Annotated in this window: 15 protein-coding genes; 2 read left to right on the top strand and 13 right to left on the bottom strand. The window is 73.3% G+C overall.

Annotated elements, in window-relative coordinates; genetic code table 11:
• Nucleotides 1-164 precede the first annotated feature (164 nt).
• Nucleotides 165-2,660 (top strand): AAA family ATPase, encoded by a 2,496-nt coding sequence (locus AB0A63_RS00820; protein WP_360383705.1) that lies wholly within the window; start codon nucleotides 165-167, stop codon nucleotides 2,658-2,660.
• Nucleotides 2,661-2,706: 46 nt separating this feature from the next.
• Here the strand turns inward: AB0A63_RS00820 and AB0A63_RS00815 are convergent, their stop codons facing one another.
• From AB0A63_RS00815 to AB0A63_RS00770, 10 genes are all read right to left on the bottom strand, one after another.
• Entirely contained in the window at nucleotides 2,707-3,519 is an 813-nt protein-coding gene (locus AB0A63_RS00815; protein WP_360383703.1) for a [LysW]-aminoadipate kinase, read from the bottom strand.
• A gap of 53 nt (nucleotides 3,520-3,572) precedes the next feature.
• Nucleotides 3,573-4,589 (bottom strand): N-acetyl-gamma-glutamyl-phosphate reductase, encoded by a 1,017-nt coding sequence (gene argC / locus AB0A63_RS00810; RefSeq protein ID WP_360383700.1) that lies wholly within the window; start codon nucleotides 4,587-4,589, stop codon nucleotides 3,573-3,575.
• Nucleotides 4,590-4,763, bottom strand: a complete 174-nt coding sequence (gene lysW, locus AB0A63_RS00805; protein ID WP_360383697.1) for a lysine biosynthesis protein LysW — start codon at nucleotides 4,761-4,763, stop codon at nucleotides 4,590-4,592.
• 67 nt (nucleotides 4,764-4,830) lie between these two features.
• The gene (locus AB0A63_RS00800; RefSeq protein WP_360383694.1) at nucleotides 4,831-5,778 is read right to left on the bottom strand and encodes a transketolase C-terminal domain-containing protein; all 948 of its coding nucleotides are present in this window, start codon (nucleotides 5,776-5,778) and stop codon (nucleotides 4,831-4,833) included.
• Nucleotides 5,775-6,590: a transketolase gene (locus AB0A63_RS00795; RefSeq protein WP_360383691.1), complete on the bottom strand. Its 816-nt coding sequence runs from the start codon at nucleotides 6,588-6,590 to the stop codon at nucleotides 5,775-5,777. Before AB0A63_RS00795 ends, AB0A63_RS00800 begins: the two co-directional genes overlap by 4 nt.
• Nucleotides 6,587-7,903, bottom strand: coding sequence for a DegT/DnrJ/EryC1/StrS family aminotransferase (locus AB0A63_RS00790; RefSeq protein ID WP_360383688.1), 1,317 nt, complete (start codon nucleotides 7,901-7,903; stop codon nucleotides 6,587-6,589). The genes AB0A63_RS00795 and AB0A63_RS00790 overlap by 4 nt, the downstream gene beginning before the upstream one ends.
• Nucleotides 7,900-8,760, bottom strand: a complete 861-nt coding sequence (gene lysX / locus AB0A63_RS00785; protein WP_360383685.1) for a lysine biosynthesis protein LysX — start codon at nucleotides 8,758-8,760, stop codon at nucleotides 7,900-7,902. The genes AB0A63_RS00790 and lysX overlap by 4 nt, the downstream gene beginning before the upstream one ends.
• 15 nt (nucleotides 8,761-8,775) lie before the next feature.
• The gene (locus tag AB0A63_RS00780; RefSeq protein WP_360383682.1) at nucleotides 8,776-9,867 is read right to left on the bottom strand and encodes a M20/M25/M40 family metallo-hydrolase; all 1,092 of its coding nucleotides are present in this window, start codon (nucleotides 9,865-9,867) and stop codon (nucleotides 8,776-8,778) included.
• Entirely contained in the window at nucleotides 9,867-12,953 is a 3,087-nt protein-coding gene (locus AB0A63_RS00775) for an amino acid adenylation domain-containing protein (RefSeq protein ID WP_360383679.1), read from the bottom strand. Before AB0A63_RS00775 ends, AB0A63_RS00780 begins: the two co-directional genes overlap by 1 nt.
• Before the next feature lie 146 nt (nucleotides 12,954-13,099).
• Nucleotides 13,100-16,114, bottom strand: a complete 3,015-nt coding sequence (locus AB0A63_RS00770; RefSeq protein ID WP_360383677.1) for an amino acid adenylation domain-containing protein — start codon at nucleotides 16,112-16,114, stop codon at nucleotides 13,100-13,102.
• A gap of 128 nt (nucleotides 16,115-16,242) precedes the next feature.
• On the opposite strand from AB0A63_RS00770, the gene AB0A63_RS00765 reads away from it, so the two are divergent.
• Nucleotides 16,243-16,950: a sulfotransferase family protein gene (locus tag AB0A63_RS00765; protein WP_360383674.1), complete on the top strand. Its 708-nt coding sequence runs from the start codon at nucleotides 16,243-16,245 to the stop codon at nucleotides 16,948-16,950.
• A gap of 72 nt (nucleotides 16,951-17,022) precedes the next feature.
• Here the strand turns inward: AB0A63_RS00765 and AB0A63_RS00760 are convergent, their stop codons facing one another.
• Genes AB0A63_RS00760 through AB0A63_RS00750 form a run of 3 tightly spaced genes read right to left on the bottom strand, consistent with a single transcriptional unit; the run spans nucleotide 17,023 to nucleotide 22,345 of the window.
• Complete coding sequence (locus AB0A63_RS00760) at nucleotides 17,023-17,958, bottom strand: acyl-CoA dehydrogenase family protein (protein ID WP_360383672.1); 936 nt, start codon at nucleotides 17,956-17,958, stop codon at nucleotides 17,023-17,025.
• A complete protein-coding gene (locus AB0A63_RS00755) occupies nucleotides 17,958-19,070 on the bottom strand; it encodes an acyl-CoA dehydrogenase family protein (RefSeq protein ID WP_360383670.1) in 1,113 nt (370 codons plus the stop codon). Before AB0A63_RS00755 ends, AB0A63_RS00760 begins: the two co-directional genes overlap by 1 nt.
• Nucleotides 19,067-22,345: an amino acid adenylation domain-containing protein gene (locus AB0A63_RS00750; protein ID WP_360383667.1), complete on the bottom strand. Its 3,279-nt coding sequence runs from the start codon at nucleotides 22,343-22,345 to the stop codon at nucleotides 19,067-19,069. The genes AB0A63_RS00755 and AB0A63_RS00750 overlap by 4 nt, the downstream gene beginning before the upstream one ends.
• Between the last annotated feature and the right edge of the window lie 78 nt (nucleotides 22,346-22,423).

The raw sequence follows: 22,423 nt of genomic DNA, 5'->3' as shown, positions 1-22,423 counted from the left end.
CACGCATGGGTGTATGCCGATGCGCACACGAGTGCGTACGGCGTGCACGCACTGGTGCGCGCCTGCGGGTGTGCGCCAACAGCGGTATGTCTCTGTCGAGGAGGGAGCCGTCGATGCTCGGGGGCGGGCTTGGCAGGACGGGAGAGTTGTCCGGGCAGTCGGTCTTGAGGGGCAGGACGCGGGAGCTCGAGTTCTTCGACCACCTGTTGGGAACCTTCGGCGGGAGCCCGGTCAGGGTGCTGGAGCTGGCCGGTGAGCCCGGCATGGGCAAGACCCGGCTGCTGGCCGCGTTCCGGGAACGGGCGGAACGCGCGGGTGTGCTGGTGGCGCACGGCGAGGCCGTGGGCAAGCCGCTGATGACGGAGTTCGCGGTGTTCGCCGACGCACTGGACGACCTGCTGGCGGCAGGCGGTGCGCGTCTGCTGTCCGGAATGGACCCGCGGGCGGCAGTCCGGTTGCCGGAGATGTTCCCCGTGCTGCACGCGTCCGGCGCCACCCGGACACAGCCGCAGGAACGGCGGTACTGGGCCTGTCAGGGCATCCGCGCGTTGCTGGGGAAGCTGAGCGAGGACGCACCGCTCGTGCTGCTGCTCGACGACGTGCACAACGCGCAGCAGAGCTCCGTCGAGATGATCCTCAACCTGGTGCGCCGCCCGCTGGCCGCACCCGTGCTGCTCGTGCTGACCCACCGTCCCCGGCAGACGCCGGTCGACCTGGTCAGCGCGCTGGGCACGGCGGCGGAGACCGGTGCGGTGCGGCGGATCGAGCTGGGACCGCTGGACCCGGCCGACTCGGCGCGGCTGCTGCCCGCCACCATGCGGCCGGGTCGCCGCAGGGTGCTGCACCGGCTCAGCGGCGGGCAGCCAGGACTGCTGAGCGCGCTGGCCGCCGGTGCGCACGACGACACGGCGGTCGTGGACGACCTGCCGTCGCCGCACCCGGTCGCGGCGGCCGTGGGCGTGGACCTGCAGGCGCTGGGACCGGAGGGGCGGTTGTTCGCCCAGGCCGCCGCCGTCGTCGGCGACGCGATCGACCCGGTGCTGGTGGCCGAGGTCGCCGAGCTCGAACACGACCGCGCGCTGGCCGGCCTGGACGAGCTGATCGCCCAGGACCTGGTGCGCACCAGGGACAACCGGCTCGGTTTCCGCGACGGCGTGGTCAGGGCGATCTGCTACCGGCAGTCGGGTGGCGGGTGGCGGATCGGTGCTCACGCCAGGGCCTACGAGGCGCTGTGGAAGCGCGGCGCACCGCTGGCCGACCAGGCGCACCACCTCGAACGGTCCGGCAAACCGGCGACCGAGCGGGACGCCGAGACGCTCCTGGCCGCGGTCAGGAGCACCGGTGACCGCATGCCCGGCGCGGTGTCGCGCTGGCTGCGGGCGTTGCTGGAGCGGCACGACCTGCACCGCGGCGAGCTGGTCACCCGGCTCGCGAGGGCCACCGCGCTGTCCGGGCGGCTGGCCGAGAGCCTGCCGGAGCACCAGCAGGCGTGGCGGCACCACGACGAGCTGGACCCGGCGACCCTCACCGGCCTGGCCGAGTCCCACGTCCGGGCGCTGCGCCTGCTCGGCAGGTTCGACGACGCGGCGGAGGTGGTCCGCACGGCCGTCCGGCACGTCGAGGTGCCGCTCGCCCTCGCCGAGATCGCACTGGACAGCGGCGGTGACGTGGCCGGTCTGCTGGACACCGTCGCACCACTGGCGCAGGCCGATCCGCGCGCGGCGGCCGTGCACAGCGCGATGCTCGCCACACTGGGCCGCGGCACCGAGGCGGCGGCAGTGGCCGACAGCACCGCCGAGGCGCTCGACCGACTGGGTGATGACGTCACGTCGACGTGTGAAGCGCTCGACTGGCTCGGCTGGGCGAACATCTGGTCCGGCCGCACCGCGCACGCGCTGACCGAGTTCACCCGCGGGCTGGAGCTCGCCGAGCGGCACCAGCAGGTCCACGTCCTCGGCCGGCTCCACCTCGGCCTGGCCACCGCACACCTGCGCGACGGCGCGCTGGGACTGGCGGTGGAACACGCGCAGGACGCGAGTGCGCTCGCCTCCTCGACCGGCTCGGCCGGGGTCGCGGTGCGGACGAAACGGCTGTGCGCCGAGATCCGGCACGTGATCGCGAGCGGCGGCACGGCGGTGCCGGGGTCGCTGTGCGCGGTGCTGGCCGGGCTCAGCTCGGCGGTGGGCAGGAACGACGAGGCGCGGTTCTGGCACGCGCTGGAGGACGAGCTGCTGTCCCGGCGCGGTCCGGCCGACCAGCTGGGGCTGACCCTGCTGGCGCTGGCGTGCCTGGAGTCGGTGACCGAGCAGAAGCAGGCGCGGCAGCTGGTGCGCGCGGCCGTCGCCGTGCTGTCCGCCCGGTCGCACCCGGTCCTGCTCGCCGTGCTGCACCTGGACGGGGCACCCGTGCGCGCGGCGGGGGCGGCCGAGGTCGAGGACTTCGAGAAGGCCGTCGTGGAGCGGCTGAGCCTGTTGAGCGTGCGGGAGAACCAGGTGGCCGAGCTCGTGGCGAGGGGACGGACCAACCAGCAGATCGCGCGGGCGTTGACGTTGAGCCACAAGACGGTGGAGACCTACCTGCGCCGGATCTTCGACAAGCTGGAGGTCTCGTCCCGCTCGGAGGTCGCGGCACTCACAGGCACCATGCGCCGGATCGCGTGACAGCGTTCTCCCCCGGTCGGTTCGCCGGCCGGGGGAGACATGTCTCTCAGGCGAGGGTGACGCGGGTGCCGGCGCCGTCGAGCGCCCGGCTCACCGGCGACTCCGCCCTGCCGTCGGCGATCAGCACCGTCCGCACGCCGCCCTGCAACGCCTCGCGCGCCCCGATCAGCTTCACCGACATGCCACCGGACACGGTGGACGCGCTGGCCGCGGTGAGCGGGTAGCTGCTCAGCAGCGACGTGGGATCGCCCAGGTCCGCGAGCAGTCCGGGGGCGGCGGTGAGGAACACCAGCGTGTCCGCCTTGAGCTCGGCGGCCACCGCGGCGGCGACCCGGTCCGCGTTGACGTTCACCGGGCGGCCGTCCTCGGCGATCGCCGGCGGCGAAATCACCGGGGTGTACCCGTTGTCCAGCAGCAACTCCAGCAGCGCCCCGGACACCGAGGTGATCCGTCCGCTGTGGTCGTCGCGGACCAGGACGCGCTTGCCGTCCACCACGGCGCGGACGGCGGCGCGGCGTTCGGCCCGCAGCAGACCGGCGTCCAGCCCGGAGAGTCCGATCGCGCGGATGCCGCGCTCGCCCAGCGCACCGAGCACGGCCGGGCGGACCTGGCCGAGCAGCGCCAGTTGCAGCACCTCCAGGGTGGCCGCGTCCGTGTGCCGGGTCGTGACACCGCTGGCGGAGGTGAGGTGACGTTGGGGCACGTCGAGCCGGTCCGCCAGTGAGTCGACCGTCGCCGAGCCGCCGTGCACCAGCACGACCCGCCGACCGGCGTGGACCAGGTCCGACACGTCCGCGCAGACCCCGGTGGCGTCGACACCGGCCGCCCCGCCGACCTTGACCACGAGCACGCCGTCCATGTCTCTCCTGCCTGTGTCGGTGCCGCGCCGGCGGTCTCAGGCCGGTCGCGGTGCTAGATCGGGTGCAGCCCGACGAAGCCGAGGCCGGTGCTCTCCGCCCAGCCCATGCGGATGTTCAGGCACTGCAAGGCGTTGCTCGCGCCGCCCTTGCCGAGGTTGTCCAGCGCCGCGACGGCCAGCACGCGGTCACCGTCCACGGCGAACCCGACATCGCAGAAGTTGGTCCCGGCCAGGATCTTCGGCTCCGGCAGCCGGTACAGGCCACGCCGTTGCGCGACGATCCGCACGAACGGCTCGTTCCCGTAGGCGGTGCGGTAGGCGCGGCGCAGGTCGTTCTCGGTGACACCGGAGGCCGTGGCGTGACACAGGACCTGAGCCCCGCGCACCGCCTCGACGCCGGTCGCCGTCATCCGCACCCGCAGCCCGGTCTCCTGCTCGACCTCGGCCTCGTGCCGGTGCCGGACCGCCGCGAACACCCGCATCGCCCCGCTGCGCTCGGAGTGCAGGTTCATCCCGGTCGCGGTCGCGCCGGAACCGCTGGAGCCGATCTTGGCGTCGATCGTCACGTCCTGGTCGACGATCCCGGCCAGCGGTGCCAGCGCCAGGATCGCCGCGTTCGCCATGCACCCCGGCACGCTGATCCGCGCCGCCGTCCGCAGCGCGTCCCGGTGGCGTTCCGGCAGTCCCGGCGTGAACCCGGCCAGCAGGTCCGGCGCCGGGTGCGCCGAGCCGTAGTACGTCTCGTAGACCGCGGGGTCCTTCAACCGGAAGTCCGCGGTGAGGTCGACGACGAGCGGTGCGGCCGGGCCGATCGCCTGGACCAGCTCGGCGGCCTTCCCGTGCGACACGGCGATGAACAGCACGTCGTGGGAGCCGAGCTCGTCCGGGTGCGTGAAGGTCAGCGAGGTGTGGCCGCGCAGGTTGGGGTGCAGGCTGTCGACCCGCTTGCCCTGCTGGCTCGCGGAGTAGGCGCGCGTCACCTCGACCTCGGGGTGGGCGATGAGCAGCCGGAGCAGCTCACCGCCGATGTACCCGGCCGCGCCGACGACGCCGGCGGAGATCGAGGTCACCTACTCGCCCCAGTCCTCGTCCATCTCGGGAGCCAGCGCCAGCACCAGCGGCTCGGCGGTGACGACCTCGAGCTCGCTCATGCAGTCGGGGCACTCCACGATCTCGTTCTGCGTCACCGAGCTCGTGATCTCGATCGCGCCCTCGCACTCGGGGCACGCCGTCGCGGTGGTCATGGCTCCTCCTCTGATGTCCAGCCGAGCATGTGGTCCGTGCACTCCCCGAAGTAGTCCGGAGAGTCCCCTACAGCAGGGCCTCGGCCGCCGCGACGACGGCTTCCGCGCTGACCCCGGTCGCCGCCAGCAGTTCCAGCTCGTCGCCGACGACGTCGAAGAACGAGGTGGGGACACCGATGCGGCGGACCCGGCACGGCGCGGTCTCGGCGAGCACCTCGCAGACCGCGCTGCTCATGCCGCCCTCCAGCACGTGGTCCTCGACCGTGACGATGCCGCGGGTCTGCTCGGACGCCGCCACGATCGCGTCGCGGTCGATGGGCTTGACGGTGTGCATGTCCAGCACGCGCGCGCTGACCCCGGCCGCGGCGAGCAGGTCGTGCGCCTGCAGGGCCAGCACGGCCGGGTACGGCCCGGTGGCGATGATCGTCACGTCGTCGCCGTCGCGCAGCCGCGTGGCCTTGCCGAGCACGAAGTCGTCCGGTGACTCGTGCACGAGCGGGGTGGCCGCCCGGCCCAGCCGCAGGAACAGCGGACCGGGCAGGTCCGCGGTCGCCCACACGGCCGCCTCGGTCGACACCGAGTCCGACGGCACGACGACGGTCATGTTCGGCATGGTGCGGGCGATGGCGATGTCCTCCAGCGCGTGGTGCGTGGGACCGTAGTGCCCCGCGGAGAACCCGGCGTGCGTGACGACGATCCGCACCGGCAGGTTGTTGCCCGCGACGTCGACCTTCATCTGCTCGCACGCCCGGCACGCGGCGAACGTGCTGATGGTGTTGGCGTAGGGCAGGAAGCCCGCGGAGGCCAGTCCGGCGCTGACGCCCATCATGTTCGCCTCGGCGATGCCCACGTTGGTGTACCGGTCGGGGAACCGCTCGCCGAAACCGGTCTCCAGCCCGCCCATGTCGGAGTCCACGCAGAACACCCGCGGGTCCCGCTCGGCCAGCTCGCCGAGGACCCGGCGGTAGACCTCGCGGGTGGGCACCAGGACGCCGGGGGCTGTCTCGACGCTCATGACGTCCTCCTCGACCGCGCCCGCAGACCCGCCTGCGCCCTGGTGAGCAGCGCGGGGGTCAGCGTGACGTGGTGGCTCTTCTTCTTGTCCTCGAACAGCGGTACGCCCTTGCCCTTGACCGTTCGCGCGATGACGGCCGTGGGACGACCCGGCTCCAGCGACGCGAAGACCTCGCGCAGCGCGTCCAGGTCGTGGCCGTCCACCTCCACGGCGGTCCAGCCGAAGCTGCGCCACCGGTCGGCGAGCGGTTCGAGGCCCAGGTCCTCGGTGCGGCCGGTGATCTGCCAGCCGTTGCGGTCCACGATGGCGACCAGGTTGTCCAGGCCCGCCGCGGGCGCGAACTGGGCCGCCTCCCACACCGAGCCCTCCTGCAGCTCACCGTCGCCCATCAGCACGAAGGCCCGGTACGGGTGCCCCGCGCGTTTGGCGGCCAGCGCCACGCCCGCGCCGAGCGACAACCCGTGGCCCAGCGAGCCGCTGGGGAACTCGACGCCGGGCAGGCGGCGCAGCGGGTGCCCCGCGAGCCGGCCACCGCTGGCGGCGTAGGTCTCCAGTTCGGACTCGGGCAGGAAGCCGTTGGCGGCCAGCACGGCGTAGAGGGCGGCGCTGGCGTGGCCCTTGCTGAGGATGAACCGGTCCCGCAGCGGCCAGTCCGGCTCGTCCGGCCGCAGGTCGAGCACCTCGTCGTAGAGCACGGTGAGCAGGTCGACGCAGGACAGGCTGCCGCCGACGTGCGTGCCGGACGGCGAGGAGCCCATCCGCAGGATCTGCTCGCGGTTGCGCAGCGCCTTGGTGGCGAGCGGGGTGGTCATACGGCCGCCTTCGACTGGTGGTCCACGCTGCGGGCGATCGGGATCAGGGTGTCGAGGTTGTCCCACACCTTGCGGATCGCCTCGGCGCACCGCAGCAGCACCGGGCCGCTGTGCGGGTTCAGGTGCCAGCGCTGCAACGTCAGCGACGACTCGATGACCGCCGTGGTCTCCGGGTACTCCCCGCCGCGGACGTCCCCGCCGAGCTTCCACGGGTACCCGCCGAACCCGGCACGGGTCTGGAACGCCTCCTGCATCGGCAGCGGCACCAGCTGGTACGGCTGCAACGGCACGCCCTCGGCGCGCAGTGCGCGGTGCAGGATCGACCGCAGCGCACCGGGGCGCACGTCCGGGTGGCCCGTGGCCGCCGGGTCGAAGCGCAACCGCAGGATGTGCCAGGCGTGCGTCCGGTCGGCCGGCACCTCCGGCAGCACAAGTCCCGGCAGGCCGGCCAGCGCGGCGAGCATCGCCTCGACGTTGCGCTTGCGGGCGGCGTCGTACTCCGGCAGGCGCGCGAGCTGGGCGCGGGTGAACGCCGCCTGGATGGCGCTGAGCTTCGCGTTCCCCGCCAGCACGCGGGAGACGTAGTCCCGTTCCCGGCCGCCGCGCAGGGCCTCGCCGAACTGCCGGTGCAGCACGACCTTCCGGTGCAGCTCCGGGTCCGCGGTGGTGATCAGGCCGCCTTCGCCGCACGTGGGCAGGTTCTTGACCACGTTGAGGCTGAACGTGGCGATGTCGCCGAGCGTGCCGGTGCGCCTGCCCCGGTAGGTGGCACCGTGCGACTGCGCGGCGTCCTCGACCAGCAGCAGGTCGTGCCGGTCGGCCAGCGCGCGCAACGCGGTCATGTCGGCGGGCAGGCCGTGCAGGTGCACCACGAGGATCGCGCGGGTCCGCGGGGTGATCGCCGCCGCCGCGGCCTCCGGTGACATGTTGTACGTGACCGGGTCGATGTCTACGAACACCGGCACGAGCATCCGCTGCACGGCACCGATGGCGCTCGCGATGAAGCTCAGCGCGGGCACCAGGACCTCCGCGCCCGGCTCGATCCCGGCCGCGGCGAGCGCCAGCTCGATGGCCGCGGTCCCGTTGACCACCGCCGCGCAGTGCGGGGCACCGACGAACTCGGCCCACTCCGCCTCCAGCGCGGCCACCTCACCGCCGCCGGTGCTGTTGGACGTGAACTGCCCGCTGTCCAGCACGCGCCGGGTCGCCTCGTGCTCGGCGTCCGTGATCACCGGCCACCGGACCTGCTCGGGAGGGACGCTGCCCTTCCCGATCACCCTGGTGCCGCCGAACATCGCCAGCTTGTCGCTCATGCCGCCGCACCGATGCCGAGCTTGCGGGTCGCGAAGTCCACGTAGGCCCCGACCAGGTCCACCGACAGCACCTCGAGTGCGCCGTGGAACTCCGGCGTGTGGTTGACCTCGTTGACGAGGTAGCCGTCGTGCTCGGACTCCAGCACGTCGATGCCGAGGATGCCGTCGCCCACCGCGTCGGCCGTGGCCCGCAGGAGCTTGGTCAGCTCCTCGTCGGGGTCGCAGCGCATCGTCGTGCCACCGCGTGCGGTGTTCGTGCGCCACTCGTCGGACATCTTGTAGATCACGCCGACGACCTCACCGCCCATGACGTAGGCCTTGATGTCGCGGCCGGGTTTGTCGACGTACTCCTGCACGTAGACGACCTGGTGGTGCAGGCCGGGCAGCGCGCTGCGGTGCTCCAGCATGATCTCGGCGGAGTTGCGGTCGGTGGGCCGCGCGGCCAGGTGCCCCCACGACCCGTTCACCGGCTTGGACACCAGCGGGAACCCGAAGTCCTCCAGGTGGTCCAGCGCGTGCTCCGGCGACAGGCTCACGGCCGCCCGCGGCACCGGCAGTCCGGCCGCGTGCAGGGTGAGGGTGGTGAGCAGCTTGTCCCCGCACAGCGCGACGACGTCGGCGCTGTTGACCACGGTGAGGCCGGAGTGCTCCAGCAACCGCGCCGCGTAGACGTTGCGGGTGTGGGAGATCTCGCGGCTGATCACGCCCGCGTAGGCGGGTGCGGGCGCCTGCACCTCGAACAGCGCCCGGCGGGTGTCGATCACTTCCACCGGCACCCCGCGCCGGGCCAGCTCGGCGAGGATCAGCTTCTCCTCGAGCCGGATGCGCGATGCCAGTACGGCGACAGGCAGGTCCATCAGGTCATCCCCTGGTCAGCTCGGTGACATCAGATCGGTGGCGAGCCGGCCGACGGCGTCGGTCAGGACCGTCACCGCAAGCAGGTACTCGGACAGGTCGACGTGCTCGGTGGGCGTGTGGTCCAGGTGCGGGTCACCGGGGCCGTACGTGGCGATCGGCACCTGCCACGCCGGACCCAGGACGTTCATGTCCGAGGTGCCGAGCTTCAGCTTGAACTCGGCGCCGCCGGTGTGCTCCCGCACCGCGGCGGCCAGCGCCCTGGCCACCGGGTCGGCGCGGGACCGGCGGATCGCCGGCGTCGTCTCCAGCACCCGGATCTGCGCGTCACCGGCGAGATCGCGCACCTCGGCCAGGAAGGCGGCGGTGTCGAAGTCCAGCGGTGTGCGGCAGGAGACCACCAGGTCGGCGTGGACGAGGTCGCCCGACGTGCTGACCAGGGTGGGGGACAGCTGGTCGAACACCCGGCCACCGGCCACCGCGTACCGCGCGCGCAGCGCCTCCCAGAAGGCCGCGGCGACCTCGCTCGCGTTGGGGTCCGGCGAGCTGGTGTGCGCCTGCGGCCGGTCGACGGAGCAGGTGAACCGCAGCACGCCCTTGTAGCCGACCACGACCGTGCCCACACCGCTCGGTTCGCCGATCACCACGGCGTCCGCGCGCTGGGTGACCGCGACGTAGTGCGCGCCGACGGAGTCGCGTTCCTCGTCGACCGCGCCGACGACCACGATCCGCGCACCGGCCGCCCGTGCCCGCGCCGCGGCGACGATCATCGTCGCGAGCGGTCCCTTGGCGTCCACGGAACCACGCCCGTACAGCTTGTCGCCGTCGAGCCGGACCGGTGGCCCGCCCGGCACCGTGTCCAGGTGGCCGAGCAGCATGATCGTGGGACCGTCGGCGGCGCCGATCACACCGACGGCGTTGCCGGCGTCGTCCACGTGCGCCTCGAAACCCAGCTCGGTCATGGCGCCGACGACGAACCGGGCCAGCTCGCCCTCCTGGCCGGACACCGACGGGATGGCCACCATCCGGTGCAGGAGGTCGACCGCTCTGCCGTCGGAGACCGCGGCGGTGGGCACGGTGTTCACGGAGGTGGGGGAGGTGCGGGTCATCAGCCGCGCCCTTCCGGGGCCAGCTCGGCCAGCTCCTCGATCGTGTGCCGGCCGAGCAGCACCTGCAGGGGGAAGTCCAGGCCGAGCTCGCGGGTGCGCTGCAACAGGTTCACCGCGCGCAGCGAGTCGCCGCCGAGCTCGTAGAAGTCGTCGCGGATGCCGACCTCGGGCACGCCCAGCACGTCGGCCCACAGCTTCACCAGCAGCGTCTCCACGGGCGTCCTGGGCGGCACGCGGACCGACTCCACCAGGTCCGCCGGTGGCAGCGGCAGCGCGGCGTGGTCGACCTTCCCGTTGTCGTTCACCGGGAACGACGGCACGGTCACGAACCGGCCGGGCACCATGGCGGCGGGCAGCCGGTCGGCGAGGTGGCGCCGCAGCTCGTCCAGTGCCACGTCGCCGCCGGCCACGAGGTAGCCGATGAGCCGCGGGCCGCCGTGCTCGTCCGGCCGGACGACCACGACCGCGTCGGTGACCGCCGGGTGCGTGCGCATCGCACTGGCGATCTCCGCCGGCTCGACGCGCTGGCCGCGGATCTTGACCTGGTGGTCGGTGCGGCCGAGGAAGACCAGCTGCCCGTGCGAGTTCCAGTACGCCCGGTCGCCGGTCCGGTAGAGCCGCGTGCCGTTCTCGTGCGGCAGGAAGGCGGCCGCGGTCGCCCGCGGCTGGCCGAGGTAGGCGCGGGCGGTCTGCACGCCCGCGATGTGCAGCTCACCGGGAACACCGACGGGCACGGGCTGCCCGTGCGCGTCGAGCAGCAGCAGCTGCACGCCCGGCAACGGGTCGCCGATCGGCACCCGGCTGCTGTCCGCCGCCGTGTCGACCCGGAAGTGCGTCACCTCGACCGCGGCCTCGGCCGGGCCGTACATGTTGTGCAGCTCGACGCCGGGGAACGCGGCGAGGAAGTCCGCCGCCAGCCTTGCCGGCAGCTCCTCGCCGCTGCACTGCACCCGCCGGAGCGAGGGCACGTCGGCGGCGGTGATGCCGTAGTCGAGGAACAGGCGCAGCATCGACGGCACGAAGTGCGTGTGCGTGACGCCGTGCCGGGTGAAGAACTCCTTGAGGTAACGAGGATCGCGGTGACCGCCCGGTGCGGCGAACACCAGCCGGGCGCCCACGAGCAACGGCCAGAGGATCTCGGGCACGGCCACGTCGAAGCCGATCGGGGTCTTCTGGGCGACCACGTCGCCGGTGCCCAGCGGCATCCGCGCCTCCGCCGCGCGCAGCCGGTTGGCCAGGCCCGCGACGGTGTTGACCGCACCCTTGGGCACGCCCGTCGAACCGGACGTGAAGACCACGTAGGACGCGCTGTCCCCGGGCACCTCCACCGGCGCCGCCGGTTCTCCCGTGACCTCGGCGACGTCCACGACGCGGGTGCCGCCGGAGACCCGGGACCGCGTCGCGGCCGAGGCGAGCACGATGCCCGGCTTCGCACCGGCCAGCACCGCCGCCAGCCGTCCATCGGGGTAGTCCGGGTCGAGTGGCAGGTACGCGCCGCCCGCCTTCAGCACCGCCAGCACCGCGACGGCCAGGTCGAGGCCGCGTTCGAGGCACACGCCGACGCAGTCGCCCACCCGGACGCCGTTGGTCCGCAACCACGACGCGACCTCCGCCGCGCGGATGTCCAGCTCGCGGTAGGTCATCGAGTCACCGGTGGCGTCCGCGACGACCGCGACCGCGTCCGGTGTGCGTGCGGCGGTCCGCCCGAACCACTCCGTGATCGACGGCAGCGGCTCGGCGAGCTCGGTCGACCCCGTCATCGCCTCGACCCGCGCCCGTTCGGCCGCGGACAGCACCGGGAGCGTCCACAGCGGAGCGTCCAGGTGCTCGGTGAACTCGGTCAGCACGGTCACGAACGCGTCCAGCACGCGTTGCGCGGACGCCTCCTCGAACAGACCGGTGGAGTACGCCACCTCGGCGGCGAGACCGTCGTCGGCCGGCGCGAGGTACAGCCCCACGTCGAACTGCGCACCGCCGCTGTGCACCGCGACCGGCTGCACCTGCACGCCGGGGAGGCTGAGGTCGCCGCTCGGGGTGTTCTGCAGGGCCAGCACGGTCTGCGGGATCTTCGGGCCGTCACCGCGCGCCTGCTTGATCCACTCGAACGGCACGTCCTGGTGGGCCAGCGCGGTCAGGCAGACCGACCGGCACCGCACCAGCGCCTGCCGCAGCGTCTCCAGCGGGTCGAGCCGCACCCGCAGCGGCAGCGTGTTGACGAAGAACCCGACCACGCCGTCGAGCTCGTCACTGGGCCGGCCGGCGACCGGTGTGCCGATGACGAGGTCGTCCTGGCCGCTCCACCGCGCCAGCACGATCGACCACGCGGCCACGAACACCATGAACTCGGTGGCGTTCTCGCTCTGCGCGGCCGTGGCCAGCCGCTTCACCAGCACGTCCGGCAGTACCGCGCGGACCGTGCCGCCCCGGTAGCCGGTGGCCGAGCCGCGCGGGTGGTCGGTCACCAGGTCGAGCGCGGTCGCACCGGCCAGGGTGGTCCGCCAGAACTCCAGCTGCCCCGCGACCTCGTCGCCGGCCAGGAAGTCCCGCTGCCACAGGGCGAAGTCGGCGTACTGCATCTCCGGTTCTGGCCACCGCGGCGGGGTGCCGCCCGCCAGCGCGGCGTACGCGGCGCCCAGCTCGGCCATCAGGATGCCCAGCGACCAGCCGTCGACCACGATGTGGTGCACGCACAGCACGAGCACCCACTGCGGTTCCGGCGCGTCGGTGATCCGCAGCAGCCGCGCCCGCAGCAACGGCGGCGCGGACAGGGTGAACGGCGGCTCCACGACGGCCCGGATGGCGTCGTCCAGCCCGGCTTCGGCCGTGTCCCCGGTGCTGAACGGGACGGTCAGCTCGGAGATCGCGACCTGCGTGACCGCGCCGCCCTCGCCGATCTCGACACCGGTGCGCAGCGCCTCGTGCCGGTCGACGAGCAGCTGCAGCGCCTGGCGCAGGAAGTCCGCGTTCAGGTCGCCGGTCAGCCGCAGCGCGCCGCTGACGTGGTAGGCGCTGCCCGCGCCCATCTCGTGCAGCATCCACAGCCGTTCCTGGCCGAAGGACGCCGGGAAGACGTACGTGTCGGTCACCGGAGCCCTCCCGGGGTGGCGGGGACGCCGGGCTGCCACACCAGCCGCAGCCGGTCCGCGGTGAACGATTCCACGACACCTCCCAATCCTGGTCTGCAGACGTTGCCGGTCCCGCGGTGTCCGGGACAGTCGGGGATCTCCCCGGCTCACCCCCGCGGCCGCACCCGGACCTCGTCGTCGGCAGCGGTCACGACGGCCTCGCCTGGCGGGTCCGCCCACGGCGCCGGCAGCGCGGCCCGGTCGAGCTTTCCGCTGGGCAGCAGCGGGAACCGGTCGAGCACCACGTACACCGACGGCACCATGTGCTCGGGCAGCAGCGCGGCCAGGTAGCCGCGCAGCTCGGCGGTGGACGGGCGGTGGTTGCCGCGCAGCAGCACGTACGCGGCCAGCCTGCGTTCGCCGCCGGCGTCGTCGAAGGCGATCACCACCGGTTCGCGCACCGCCGGGTGCGTCGCCAGCTCCGCCTCGACCTCGCCGGGCTCGACCAGGAACCCGCGGACCTTGATCTGCTGGTCCAGCCGGCCGAGGAACTCGACGTCCCCGTTGGACAGGAACCGCGCGTGGTCACCGGTGGCGTACATCCGGCCGCCGGGCTCCTGGCCGTACGGGTCGGGCCGGAACCGGTCCGCGGTCAGCCCCGGCCGCCGCCAGTAGCCGCGGCCGGGACCCGCTCCGCCGATGAACAGCTCACCCGGCACGCCGACGGGTGCGGGCCGGCCGTGCCGGTCGAGGATGTAGATGCGGTGGTTCGCGAACGGCCTGCCCCACGGCACGCCGCCCGCGTAGCTGCGGCGGGTCAGCCGGTGGGCGAGGCTGCAGTACGACGTCTCGGTCATGCCGGCCAGGTTGAGCAGCCGGATGCCGGGGAGCAGGTCCGTGAGCTGGCGGGGCAGCGTGGGCGGCATCCGGTCACCGCCCAGGCCGACCGCGCGCAACACGACACCGGGCATGCCGCCGCGCCGGCCGGCGTGACCGACCAGGGCGTCCAGCAGCGCCGGCGCCGAGCTCCACGCCGTGACCTCCTGGCGCACCAGCAGGTTCAGCAGCCGGTCGAGGTCCGCGGTCTCCTCGTCGCTCGGCACGACGACGGTCGCGCCCGCCGCGAGCGTGCCGAAGACCTCGTAGACCGACATGTCGTAGTTCAGCGACGAGACCGCCAGCACGCGGTCTTCCTGCGTGAGGTCGTAGGCGTTGTTGACGCCGTGCAGCGTGTTCACCACACGGGCGTGCTCGTTGGCCGAGCCCTTCGGCTGGCCGGTCGAACCGGACGTGTAGATCACGTAGGCGAGCCCCGCGCCGTGCACGGGGACGTCCGGCCGGGAGACGGGCTCGTCCGCGGGCCACTCGGTGTCCAGGCGGAGGAACCGGACCGGGCCGTCGAGGTCCCCGGTCTCGACCGAGGAGTGCGTCAGGACCACCGGCGCGGCCGCGTCCTGCACCATGTGCGCCACCCGCGACCGCGGGTAGCCGGGGTCCAGCGGCAGGTAGGCCGCACCGGCCTTCAGGATGCCGAGCACCGCGACGACCACCAGCTCCGACCGCGGCAGCGAGACGCCGACGAGCTGCTCGGACGTCAGCCCCAGCGCCCGCAGCCGGTGCGCGAGCTGGTTGGCGCGCGCGTCCAGCTCGGCGTAGGTGAGCGTGCGGTCCCCGAAGACGACGGCGGGTGCGTCCGGAGTGCGGTCCACCCACTGCTCGACCACGCCGTGCACGGTCAGCGGGCCCTCGAACGGCGCGGCGGAGCTGTGACCGCTGAGCTCGCCGGTGATCCGGGTGCTCTCGGCCGGCGCGATCAGCGGCAGCGCCGACACGGCCTCGTCCGGCCGGGACACGCCGTGCCGCAGCAGCCGCACGAAGGCGTCGGCCATCCGGGCCGCGGTGTCGCGGGTGAACAGGTCCGCGCTGAACTCCAGGCGCCCGTCGACACCGCCGTCCGCGCTGGGCACGAGGTCGAGCGCCACGTCGAACTTCGTGGCCACCGACCGGACCGGGAGCTCCTCGACGACCAGCCCGCCGAGCCGCACCGGCGCGGGCGGTGCGTCGCGCAGCGCCAGCACCACCTGGACCAGCGCCGCCAGCCCGTCCGTGCGGCCGGCGCCGACGTCGGTGACCACGAGGTCGAACGGGTAGTCCTGGTTGGCCAGGGCCGCGCGGTGCTCCTCACCGGCCGCGGCGACCAGGTCGGCGAACGCCGGGTCGCCGGACAGGTCCAGGCGCAGCGGGAGGGTGTTGGCGAGGAGCCCGACCACCGGCTCGGTCTCGGCCGCGCACCGGCCGGCGACGGGGGAGCCGACCACCACCTCGTCCTGGCCGCTCCACCGCGACAGCACGGCCGTGAACGCGGCCAGCAGCACCGCGAACCGGGTCGTCCCCGCCGTGGCCGCCACGGCGCCGACGGACGTGACGAGGTCCGGTGACAACCGGAACGCCATGGTGTCACCGCGTGCGGTCCGGGCGGCGGACCGCGAGCCGTCCGCCGGCAGCAGCAGCTCACCCGCACCGGCCAGCGCCGTCCGCCAGTGCTCCCGCTGGGCGTCCAGCTCGCCGCGGCGGAGCCGGTCGCGCTGCCACACCACGACGTCGCCGTACTGCACCGGCAGCTCCGGCAGCGGGGACGGCCGGCCGTCGCGGAACGCCTCGTACAACGCGGTCAGCTCCGCGCGGAGCACGCCGATCGACCAGCCGTCGCACGCGACGTGGTGGATGCTCAGCAGCAGCACGTGCACGCGATCGTCGACGCGCAGCAGGCTCGCCCGCAGCATCGGCGCCGTCGCCAGGTCGAACGCGGTCGCGGCCTCGCGCAGCACCGCCCGTTCGACGTCGGGCGCGTCCCTGATGTCCCGCACCGGCAACGGCACCGGCGCCGGCGGGCTCACCACCTGGTACGGCACGCCGGCGCGCTCGACGATGTTGGTGCGCAGCACCTCGTGCCGCCGCACGACCTCGTCCAGGCACCGGCTCAGCACGGGCACGTCGAGGTCGCCGGTGAACCGCACCGCGACCGGGACGACGTGCGCCGGCGAGCCTGGGTCCACCTGTTCGAGGAACCACAGCCGTTCCTGCGCCGGTGAGCAGGGCAGCCGTCCGTCACCGCGACCGGCGCGCGGCACCCGGCGCGGTGGGGCCGGCGCCCATCCGTCTGCTGTGGACTCAAGTCGCATGCGGCCGCCCTTCGCCAATCGGTCCCGAGAATCGCGGCCGGCGCACGGGACCCTCAAGTCGGGGACATACCTGGCTTGTCCCGCCCGCGCGGCCTGGGGGACCGTGAGCACCCCAGGAAGGAAGCCACATGATCATCGCCTTGTGGGCGGCCCCGCGCTCCCGGTCGACCGCGCTCTTCCGCTCGATGGTCGAGCACGACGGGCTCCTCGCGCTGCACGAGCCGTTCTGCAACATCTCCGACTACGGCTCGACCACCGTCGGGTCCCGCGAGGTGCACACCCACACCGACCTGATCGCGGCGATCCGGGAGGAGTCGGCTACCCGCACGGTGTTCTTCAAGGACACCACGGACCTCCGTTACGACGCGGTCCTGGCCGACCGCCGGTTCCTGGCCGAGGTGCGGCACACGTTCCTGATCCGCCGCCCCGACGAGATCGCGGCGTCGTTCTACGCGCTCAAGCCGGACATGGTGTGCTCGGACATCGGCATCGAGGGCCAGTACGAGATCTACCGGGCCGTGCTCGACGCGGGCGGGCAGGTGCCCGTCGTGCTCGACGCCGCGGACCTGGTCAGCGCGCCGTCGGAGGTGCTGCGCGCGTACTGCGACCGCGTGGGGATCACCTACCGCGCCGAGGCGACGACGTGGTCCTCCGGCGACCGCTCCGAATGGTCCCGTTCCGCGCGGTGGCACACGGCGGTCAGCAACAGCACCGGGTTCACCGCCACGTCGACCGCGTACGCGGACACGGTGGACAACAACGAGGCGCTCGCGGCGTTCAGCAAGCACCACGAGCCGTTCTACGACCTGCTGTCCACCCACCGCCTGCTTCCCTGACGCGTCTGCAAGTACTGCCAACACCTGTGTTGGCAGTACTTGCAGACGCCGTGGGCACGGCAGGGGAGCAGGTCAGGCGCTCAGCGCCGCGAGCAGTTCGGCGCGGAGGGCGGTTGCCGTCCCGTACCACTGGGCGTCGACCGCGGCGCGCCGGTAGAACAGCTGCGCGTCGCTGTGCTCGGTCATGCCGCGCGCGCCGTGCAGGTGCACCGCCTCCTCCGCGCTCTGCCGGGCGACCGCGCCGGCCAGCAGCACCGCCTGCGCTCCCGTCCGCGGGCTCGGTTCCGTGCCGACCAGCGCACGGACGGCCTCGGCTTCCGCGTGCAACGCCGCCAAGCGGTACGCCAGGGCCGTGGACTTGGCCAGGGGCTGACCGAAGACCTTGCGCTCCCGCAGGTGGTCCGCGGTCAGCCGGATCGCCGCCTGCGCCGCGCCGACCAGGTACGCGGCGTGCCGCAGCCGGGCCCTGGCCAGCACCGCCGGGTAGTCGGCCGTCACGTCCCGCACCTGCGCCACCGCGTCCTGGAGCTCGACGGTGTGCAGGTCGCCACGGCCGACATCGTCCTGCCGGCGGGTCCGCACACCGGGCTGCTCGACGGGAACCAGCGCGGCCGTGGTGCCACCGACGACGAGCAGGTCGTCCACATCGGACGCGAACGCCACGAACCGCCGCACGGCCGTGACCCTGCCGTCCCGCAGCACGAACGGCGCGGGCGTGGCGGGGTTGTCGGTGCCGTTCTCCCGCAACGCCAGCGCGACGGTGCGGCCGGGGGAGAGCGGGAACAGCTCCGCGGCCGCGACGGTGTCCAGGAACGGGCTCTGGTACAGCGCGGCGCCCATCAGCTCGGCGGCCCGCAGCACCTCCGCCGGGGACTGCTCGGAGTCCGCGAGCGCGGCCAGCACCTGCCGGCGCGTCTCCTCGTCCTGCGGTGCCCCGCCGCCCCGCGGCCGTTCGCCCAGCCTGCGCAGCAGCGGGGTGGTGTCGTCGTCGAACAGGTCGGTCAGCATCACAGCAGTCCCAGTTCCCCGGTCGCGATGAGGTACAGCATGACTTCGGAGGTGCCGGAGGCCAGGCGCAGGCTCGGCCCGGTCCGGTAGGCCGACTCGACGCTCCCGTGCGCGGGTGCGCCGCCGTCCCACGAGGTGAGCACGGAGTCCAGGCCGTCGACCTCCGCCGCGGCCCGCAGGATCGGCCGGAAGTGCTCGGAGGCGTACCACTTGGCCATGGCCGACCCGCCCGGTGACGGCCGGTCCGCCGCGAGGTTGTGCACCTGCTGCCACGCCAGCGCGTGCGCCGCTGCCAGCCGTGCGTCCAGCTCGGCCAGCTCCGGGGACAGGCGGCCGGTGGCGCGGGCGCGGTCGAGGACGGTGTCCAGCAGGACCCGCGCCTTGGCGTGGAAGTCGATGCCGGTGCGTTCCAGCAGCAGCAACGAGTTCATCAACGTCCAGCCGTCGTGCACCGCGCCGACGACGGCGTCCTCGGTGAGCAGCAGACCGTCGATGACGACCTGGGTGAACCGGTCGTTGCCCATCGACGCGACGGTGGACACGTGCACGCCCGCGGAGTCGAGGGGCACGAGGAACAGCGTGATGCCGTCCATGCCGACACCGCTGTCCCTGGTGCGGGCCGCGCACAGGGCCATCTCGGCGAACTGCGACTTCTGGTTGTAGATCTTCGTGCCGTGCAGGCGCCAGCCGGCCCCGTCGGGGCGTGCCTCGGTGCGCAGGGCGGCCAGGTCGGAGCCGCACGACGGTTCGGTGAACAGCACGGTGGCCATCCGGTCACCGCGCGCCAGTGCGGGCAGGTGCTCCTGCTTCTGCGCCTCCGTCCCGCTGTGCAGCAGGAACGTGCCCACGATGCCGATGCTCAACGTGTGCAGGTCGTCCGGGACGCCCGCGTACAGCATCTCCTCGGTGAGCGCCGCCGCCTCCGCCACACCGAGGCCGAGGCCGCCGTAGCGCTCCGGCCAGTGCGGGGCGAGCCAGCCGCGTTCACCCAGCCACGAGTAGACGGCGAGCCGCCCTGTCTCCGCCTCCGGTGGCAGGGCGCGGATCGCGGCGACCTCGTCCTGAACGCGCCGGGAGGCGAAGAACGCGCGGATCTCCTCGCGGAAGTTCACGACGACCGCCCGTCGACGGCGTCCAGCAACGCGGCCAGCTCGTCGGGGGAGACGTCCGCCAGCTCCCGTTCCTCCACGAGCGCCGCGAGCCCGCCGAGGGTGGCGTGCAGGAAGAGGTCCCGCAGCTCCAGCCGGACCCCGAAGCGCTCCTGGACCCTGGTGGCCACCTGGGTGATCTTCAACGACGTGCCGCCGATGGCGAAGAAGTTGTCCTGCACCGAGATCGACTCGGTACCGAGCAGCTCCTGCCAGATCTCGGCGAGCGCGACCTCGGTCGCCGTCGTGGGCGGGGAGGTCTCCGGCACGTGCGCCGCGCCCGGCCTGGGCAGCTGGGCGCGGTCGAGCTTGCCGCTCGCCGCACGGGGCAGCGACGGCAGCACGACGAAGGTCGACGGCACCAGGTAGACCGGCAGCGACTCGCTCAGCTCGGACCGCAGCACCGCCGTGTCCACGGTCGCACCGGCCGCGGGCGCGACGTACGCCACGAGCTGGGCGTCACCGCCACTGCCGGACACCACCACGGCCGCGTCCTCGACCTGGCGCAACGCCATCACGGCGTGCTCGATCTCGGCGGGCTCCACCCGCAGGCCGCGGATCTTGACCTGGTTGTCGATCCGACCGACGAACTCCAGGTTGCCGTCCGCGCGCCGGCGCACCAGGTCGCCCGTGCGGTACAGCCGGCCGCCGGGTGCGCCGAACGGGTCCGGCACGAACTTCTCCGCGGTCAGGTCCGGCCGCCCCGCGTACCCGCGCGCCACGCCCACCCCGCCGATCAGCAGCTCACCCGGCACGCCCACCGGCACCGGCTCGCCGAACCGGTCGACGACATAGGCCTGGTAGTTGGCCATCGGCACGCCGATCGGCGGCATCGCGTCGTGGTGCTCGTGCGGGCAGAGGTAGTCGACGCACGCCACCGTCGCCTCGGTGGGGCCGTAGCCGTTGTGGAACATCCGGTTCCCGGTGTTCCAGGCGTTGACCAGCTCACCGGGGAACGACTCCAGGCCGACGAACAACGCCCGCAGGTCCGGCAGGGCCGCCGGGTCGAGCAGCCGCAGCACCGCCGGTGGCAGGTCGGTGACGGTGACCCGCTCGGACCGCATCAGCTCGGTCAGCCGCACCGGGTCCAGCAGGTCCGCGCGGGGTGCCTGCACGAGGGTCGCGCCGCTGCACAGCGCGCCGAAGAAGTCGAAGAGGCTCACGTCGAACGCCGGGTTGGCGAACTGGAGCACGCGGTCGCCGACCTCCAGTCCGAACAGCTCGATCACCGCCGGGGTGAAGCCCGCGATCGACCGGTGGGAGACCTGCACGCCCTTCGGCCGCCCGGTCGAGCCGGAGGTGAAGATCACGTACGCCAGGTTGTCCTGGTGCACGGGGAGGTTGGGCCGCGCGGTGTCCTGCGCCGCGACCGCCGGGTCTTCCAGGCACACCGCCCGCACGCCCTCGGGAACGCCCCCGGCCAGGTCGGTGGTCGTCACGACCACGGCCGCGTCCGCGTCGCCGAGCACCAGCTCCCGCCGGGCCACGGGGTGGTCGGGGTCCAGCGGCAGGTACGCGCCGCCCGCCTTCAGCACACCCAGGAACGCCGTCGGCAGCGCGGGCCCGCGCTCCAGCAGGACGCCGACCACCGACTCCGGCCCCACCCCGAGCGAGGACAGGTGCCGGGCCAGTTGGTTGGCCCGCTCGTCGAGCTCCCGGTAGGTCAGCGACGCGCCCGCGAACCGGCTGGCGACCGCGTCCGGCGCCCTGTCCACAACGGACTCGAACAGGTGGTGCAGGCAGCGCTCCTGCGGGCCGTACGACCGCTCCGTCCGGTTGGCCTCGACCACCACCGAGTCGTACTCGTCGTCGGTGAGCAGCCGCACCCGGCCCAGTGGCGTCTCGGGGGCGTCGAGCACGAGTTCGAGCACGCGCCGGTAGTGCGCGAACAGCCGCCGGATCCGGTCGGCGTCGAACAGCTCCGTGGAGTACTCCGCCCACAGCCGCAGCCCGCTCCCGGCCACCTGGGTGACCTGGAACGCGAGGTCGAAGCGGGCGGTTCCGATGTCGGGCGAGTACACCTCGGCGGTCAGGTCGCCGACGGTCGCGGACTCCACCGACGCGTGCTGCAGGGTGAACGACACCTGGAACAGCGGGTTGCGGCTCGGGTCGCGCTCGGGGCTCAGCTCGTCGACCAGCCGGCCGAACGGCAGGTCCTGGTTGAGGTGCGCGTCGATCACGGTCTTGCCGGTGCGCGCCACCAGCTCCCGGAACGTCGGGTTGCCCGCGGTGGAGGTGCGCAGCACCAGGGTGTTGGCGAAGAACCCGATCAGCGGCTCGATCTCGGGCCGGGTGCGACCGGAGAAGATCGACCCCACCACGATGTCGTCCTGGCCGCTGTAGCGCGCCATCACGACGTTGAACGCGGCGAGCGCGACCGTGAGCACGGTGGCCCGTTCGGCGATGGCGAACGCGGACAGCTTCTCCGCGAGCGGGCCCGGCAGCATGACCTCTTCGATCGACCCCGCCTGCGTGCGGTGCGCGGGCCGCGGCCGGTCCGTCGGCAGGTCGAGCGTCGGCAGGTCGCGCAGCTGCTCCCGCCAGTACCGCAGCTGGTCCTGCGGTGCCTCGCCGGCCAGCCAGTCCCGTTGCCACACCGCGTAGTCGGCGAACTGCACGGCCAGCGGCACGGCGGCGACGGGCGCGCCGATCGCGCGCTGGTAGCTCATGATCAGCTCGCGCAGCATGATCTCGACGGACCAGCCGTCGGTGGCGATGTGGTGCATGGCGAGCACCAGGACGTACTCCGTGGCGCTCACCCGGCCCAGCGCCGGCCGGAACACCGGGCCGGTGCCCAGGTCGAACGGCTCCCGCACGAGGTCGCCGACGAACGCGTCCACGTCCCCGGCGGCGATGTCGGTGACCGGCAGCGGAACCCGGTCCGGTGCGGGCTCGACCTGCTGGTACGGCACGCCGTTCTCGCTCGGGTAGCGCGTGCGCAGGACCTCGTGCCTCGTGAGGACCTCGGTGAGCGCGCGTTGCAACGCGTCCACGTCGAGGTCGGCCTTGAGCCGCAGCACCATCGGCGCGTTGTAGACCGGCTGGCCCTGCGACCACTGGTCGAGGAACCACAGCCGCTGCTGGGCGAACGACAACGGCAGCCGCCGGTCCCGCGCGGCGGGTTCGATCCGGGTGCCGCCGCCGTGGCTCGCGGTGTGCTGCCGGGTGCGCAGCGCCAGTACCGCCTTGCGCGCTTCGGCGAGTCCACTCGCGGCCGGTCGGGATGGCGGGTTCGGCATGCTCGGCTCCTCGACTGCGCGTCCTCGGCTGCCCGTGGGCGAGCCTCCACCCTGTCCAGACCGCGGGAGCCGGACGAG

This window comes from Lentzea sp. NPDC042327 (assembly GCF_040647275.1).
Lineage (GTDB): Bacteria > Actinomycetota > Actinomycetes > Mycobacteriales > Pseudonocardiaceae > Lentzea.
This window is presented reverse-complemented; position numbering and strand designations above follow the sequence as displayed.

Coding starts and splice junctions, on each gene's coding strand:
- AB0A63_RS00760 (WP_360383672.1), bottom strand. CDS start 17,958: ATGCTGACCGACCTGTTCGACGACGACACCACCCCGCTGCTGCGCAGG.
- lysX (WP_360383685.1), bottom strand. CDS start 8,760: ATGGACCTGCCTGTCGCCGTACTGGCATCGCGCATCCGGCTCGAGGAG.
- AB0A63_RS00800 (WP_360383694.1), bottom strand. CDS start 5,778: ATGAGCGTCGAGACAGCCCCCGGCGTCCTGGTGCCCACCCGCGAGGTC.
- lysW (WP_360383697.1), bottom strand. CDS start 4,763: ATGACCACCGCGACGGCGTGCCCCGAGTGCGAGGGCGCGATCGAGATC.
- AB0A63_RS00780 (WP_360383682.1), bottom strand. CDS start 9,867: ATGACCCGCACCTCCCCCACCTCCGTGAACACCGTGCCCACCGCCGCG.
- AB0A63_RS00750 (WP_360383667.1), bottom strand. CDS start 22,345: ATGCCGAACCCGCCATCCCGACCGGCCGCGAGTGGACTCGCCGAAGCG.
- AB0A63_RS00770 (WP_360383677.1), bottom strand. CDS start 16,114: ATGCGACTTGAGTCCACAGCAGACGGATGGGCGCCGGCCCCACCGCGC.
- AB0A63_RS00790 (WP_360383688.1), bottom strand. CDS start 7,903: ATGAGCGACAAGCTGGCGATGTTCGGCGGCACCAGGGTGATCGGGAAG.
- AB0A63_RS00765 (WP_360383674.1), top strand. CDS start 16,243: ATGATCATCGCCTTGTGGGCGGCCCCGCGCTCCCGGTCGACCGCGCTC.
- AB0A63_RS00815 (WP_360383703.1), bottom strand. CDS start 3,519: ATGGACGGCGTGCTCGTGGTCAAGGTCGGCGGGGCGGCCGGTGTCGAC.
- AB0A63_RS00795 (WP_360383691.1), bottom strand. CDS start 6,590: ATGACCACCCCGCTCGCCACCAAGGCGCTGCGCAACCGCGAGCAGATC.